The organism is Acidocella sp. (genome assembly GCF_028687955.1).
In the GTDB taxonomy this organism is placed as follows: domain Bacteria; phylum Pseudomonadota; class Alphaproteobacteria; order Acetobacterales; family Acetobacteraceae; genus Acidocella.
In genome coordinates, this window is sequence record NZ_JAQTZC010000121.1 from 1 (window position 1) to 2,735 (window position 2,735).

Here is a 2,735-nt window from a genome sequence, read left to right on the forward strand (position 1 = left end):
CTGTTGCAGGGCGATGTGTTCAGCAAGGAGCAGATTGAGAGCTACATAGAGATCAAGTGGAAGGAAGTGTACCGCTTCGAGCACACGCCGCACCCGGTTGAGTTCGAGATGTATTACTCCGCTTAATTTCGCGGGGCTTTTTGTAGGAAACGGCGCTTTCGGGCGCCGTTTTTTGTTGGCGGACGGTTCAGCCGGTGCGGGCGAAGGCGGCGGCGGAGATCTGTGCCGGGGTGAAGGCCAGCACCGCCTCGTCCGCCCCGGCCATGCCAAGCGGGCTCGTGTTGATGAGAAATGGCGCGACCGGGGCTTCCAGCGTGTCGATGGGCGGAATCACGGCTTCCTTGAAGGGCATGGAAATGGTGCCACCGCGAATGCTCAGGGCGCGGATGCCGCCAATGGCCGCGGGGAGGTTTTGGGTGGTGAAGGATTTGTAGACGGAATCCAGCCGTGGCGCCTCGTATAAATGATTTTGGAAGCGCGGGCTGAAATTGCCCGGGCGGGCTGAGAGCGACATGCAGAGTTTGGTGTCCCGGCCGATCGGTGGCTTCATCGCGAATCATCCTTTGTCATCTGAATAAACAGGTTTATTTATGCCGTTACCACGGTTGCGCAACGCGGAAATTTCCGTTTTTTGTGCTGGAGGGCAAAGCGGCTACATCTTTAAGGCAGAGCAACAGGCGGGAACGATGCCGGGTAGAATTTTTGTCATGGGACATAGCCATGCCTGCGCGCTGGAAGCGGCGCATAAGCGGCGTGTGCCGGGCGCGCAAGTACCGGAGATGCGCTTTGCGCTGCTCAACGATCCGCAATTTGAGCCGCCGATGGCCGAAGGCGGGTTGTGCCCGGCGCTCCTGGGGGAGCTGCGCGCGGCGGCGGCCGAGGTGCATGTTTCGGTGCTCGGCGGGAATGACCATTCGATCATCGGCATGTTGAACCATCCGCAGCGTTTTGACTTCGTGCTGCCGGAAGCGCCGGAACTGCCCGTGGACGAGATGTGCGAAATTCTGCCCGCCGGGCTGTTGCGCGGTGAGCTTGCCCGCCGCGTTGCGCCGCATCTGGCGGTGTTGGCGGCGTACCGGGCGGCGGTGCCGGGGCGGCTTGTTCATATCGAATCTCCCCCGCCGGTGCCCTCGGCGGCGCATATCCGAACCTATCCGGGGATTTTCAAGGATATGATCGTGGCATACGGCGTCTCTCCGGCGCTGCTGCGCTACAAGCTCTGGCGGCTGCATTCGGCGCTGTACCGGGAGGCGTGCGCGCGGCTGGGCGTTGCGTTCCTTGGCGTGCCGGCGGAGATGCAGGATGCTCAGGGCATGATGGTTGAGGCCGGGTGGAACCCGGACCCGACGCATGGCAACCCGGTTTATGGCGCGCATGTACTGGAAAAACTGGCGGCGAGCTTGGGCGAGCCGGCGCGATGAGCGGTAATCCGTATCAGAATCTGCCTGACCACGCCTTCTGGCGGCGCGCCGTGGCGCAGGTGGCGCCGGGCGCGGTTGATCCGGCGGTGCAGGCGCCGTTCATGATTGCGCCGGGGGATGCTGTTTTTGCCGCCGGGAGCTGTTTCGCCCAGCACATCGGGCCGATGCTGCGGGCGATCCAGTTCAATTTTCTCGTTGCCGAGGCGGCGCATCCGCTTGCTTCGGCGGCGTTGGCGCACAGCTTCAACTATGCTGTGTTCAGCGCGCGCACCGGCAATATTTATACGGCGCGGCAGCTCTTGCAGCTTTTCCGCCGTGCTTATGGCAATTTCAGCCCCGCCGAGGATGTCTGGGAGACGGACGGGCAGTTTATTGATCCGTTCAGGCCGCAGATCCAGCCGGGTGGGTTTTTGTCCAGGCGTGAGTTCGAGATCGACAGGGCGCGCCATTTTGCCGCGTTGCGCCGGGCGTTCGAGACGCTGGATGTGTTGGTGTTCACCCTGGGGCTTACCGAAGCGTGGCGCTCGCGGGCGGATGGGGCGGTTTTTCCGCTCTGTCCTGGGGTTGCGGGCGGGACGTTCGACGCGGCGCGGCATGAATTCCACAATTTCACCGTGGCGGAGGTCGTGGAGGATTTGAACTGTTTCATCGATGAGCTGCGCGGCGTCAACCATGGCTGCCGGGTGATTCTCACCGTTTCGCCGGTGCCGCTGGTGGCGACGGCGCGGGCGGATACGCATGTGCTGGCCGCGACGATTTACTCCAAATCCGTGCTGCGCGTGGCGGCGGAGATGGTGGCGCAGGGGCGGCCGGGGGTGGCGTATTTCCCGTCCTATGAGATTATCACGGGCCGGTTTGATGGCGGGAGCTATTTTGCCGGGGACCGGCGCAGCGTGACCGGGGTGGGCGTGGCGCATGTGATGCGGGTGTTCGCGCGCTGTTACGCGAATATCGTGGTGGCGCCCCCGCCCGAGGCGCCACCGCCCGAAACGCCCCCGCCCGGGACGCGCAGCGAGGCGTATATGCACCAGATGGAGGATTTGATGCGGGTGCATTGCGACGAGGTGGCCCTGGACCCGGGGTGAGGTTTTGCGCCGTTTGCCATGAGATCCGGTGCCGCTGCGAGAAACTCCTTGCCGCCAGCGCGGTATCGGCGTATGACGGCAAAAAACAAAACCCGAGTTTTCCAGGGTGGCCCTAACCGGCCGCCTTTTTTGTTGGATTTTTGCCTGAATGACCGCCAACCGCCCGAACCATACCGGCCTTGAGGGCCGCATCGCTGAGCTGATCGTGGAACCTCTGGAAGCCCAGGGG

Annotated in this window: 4 protein-coding genes; 3 read left to right on the forward strand and 1 reads right to left on the reverse strand. The window is 63.1% G+C overall.

The window, feature by feature from the left end:
- The coding region (locus PHE40_RS10915; RefSeq protein ID WP_299961676.1) for a hypothetical protein at positions 1–126 on the forward strand (126 nt) is incomplete at its 5' end.
- A 61-nt stretch (positions 127–187) separates the two neighbouring features.
- Here the strand turns inward: PHE40_RS10915 and PHE40_RS10920 are convergent.
- Positions 188–550 carry a hypothetical protein gene (locus PHE40_RS10920; protein WP_299961671.1) on the reverse strand — a complete coding sequence of 121 codons (363 nt, stop codon included), beginning with the start codon at positions 548–550 and terminating at the stop codon, positions 188–190.
- A gap of 136 nt (positions 551–686) precedes the next feature.
- On the opposite strand from PHE40_RS10920, the gene PHE40_RS10925 reads away from it, so the two are divergent.
- Entirely contained in the window at positions 687–1,421 is a 735-nt protein-coding gene (locus tag PHE40_RS10925; protein WP_299961673.1) for a hypothetical protein, read from the forward strand.
- Positions 1,418–2,506 carry a GSCFA domain-containing protein gene (locus PHE40_RS10930; RefSeq protein ID WP_299961674.1) on the forward strand — a complete coding sequence of 363 codons (1,089 nt, stop codon included), beginning with the start codon at positions 1,418–1,420 and terminating at the stop codon, positions 2,504–2,506. The genes PHE40_RS10925 and PHE40_RS10930 overlap by 4 nt, the downstream gene beginning before the upstream one ends.
- Positions 2,507–2,735: the final 229 nt, after the last annotated feature.

What these genes read in the sequence shown, in the direction of transcription:
- PHE40_RS10920 (WP_299961671.1), bottom strand. Translation starts at nt 550, where the DNA reads ATGAAGCCACCGATCGGCCGGGACACCAAACTCTGCATGTCGCTCTCA.
- PHE40_RS10925 (WP_299961673.1), top strand. Translation starts at nt 687, where the DNA reads ATGCCGGGTAGAATTTTTGTCATGGGACATAGCCATGCCTGCGCGCTG.
- PHE40_RS10930 (WP_299961674.1), top strand. Translation starts at nt 1,418, where the DNA reads ATGAGCGGTAATCCGTATCAGAATCTGCCTGACCACGCCTTCTGGCGG.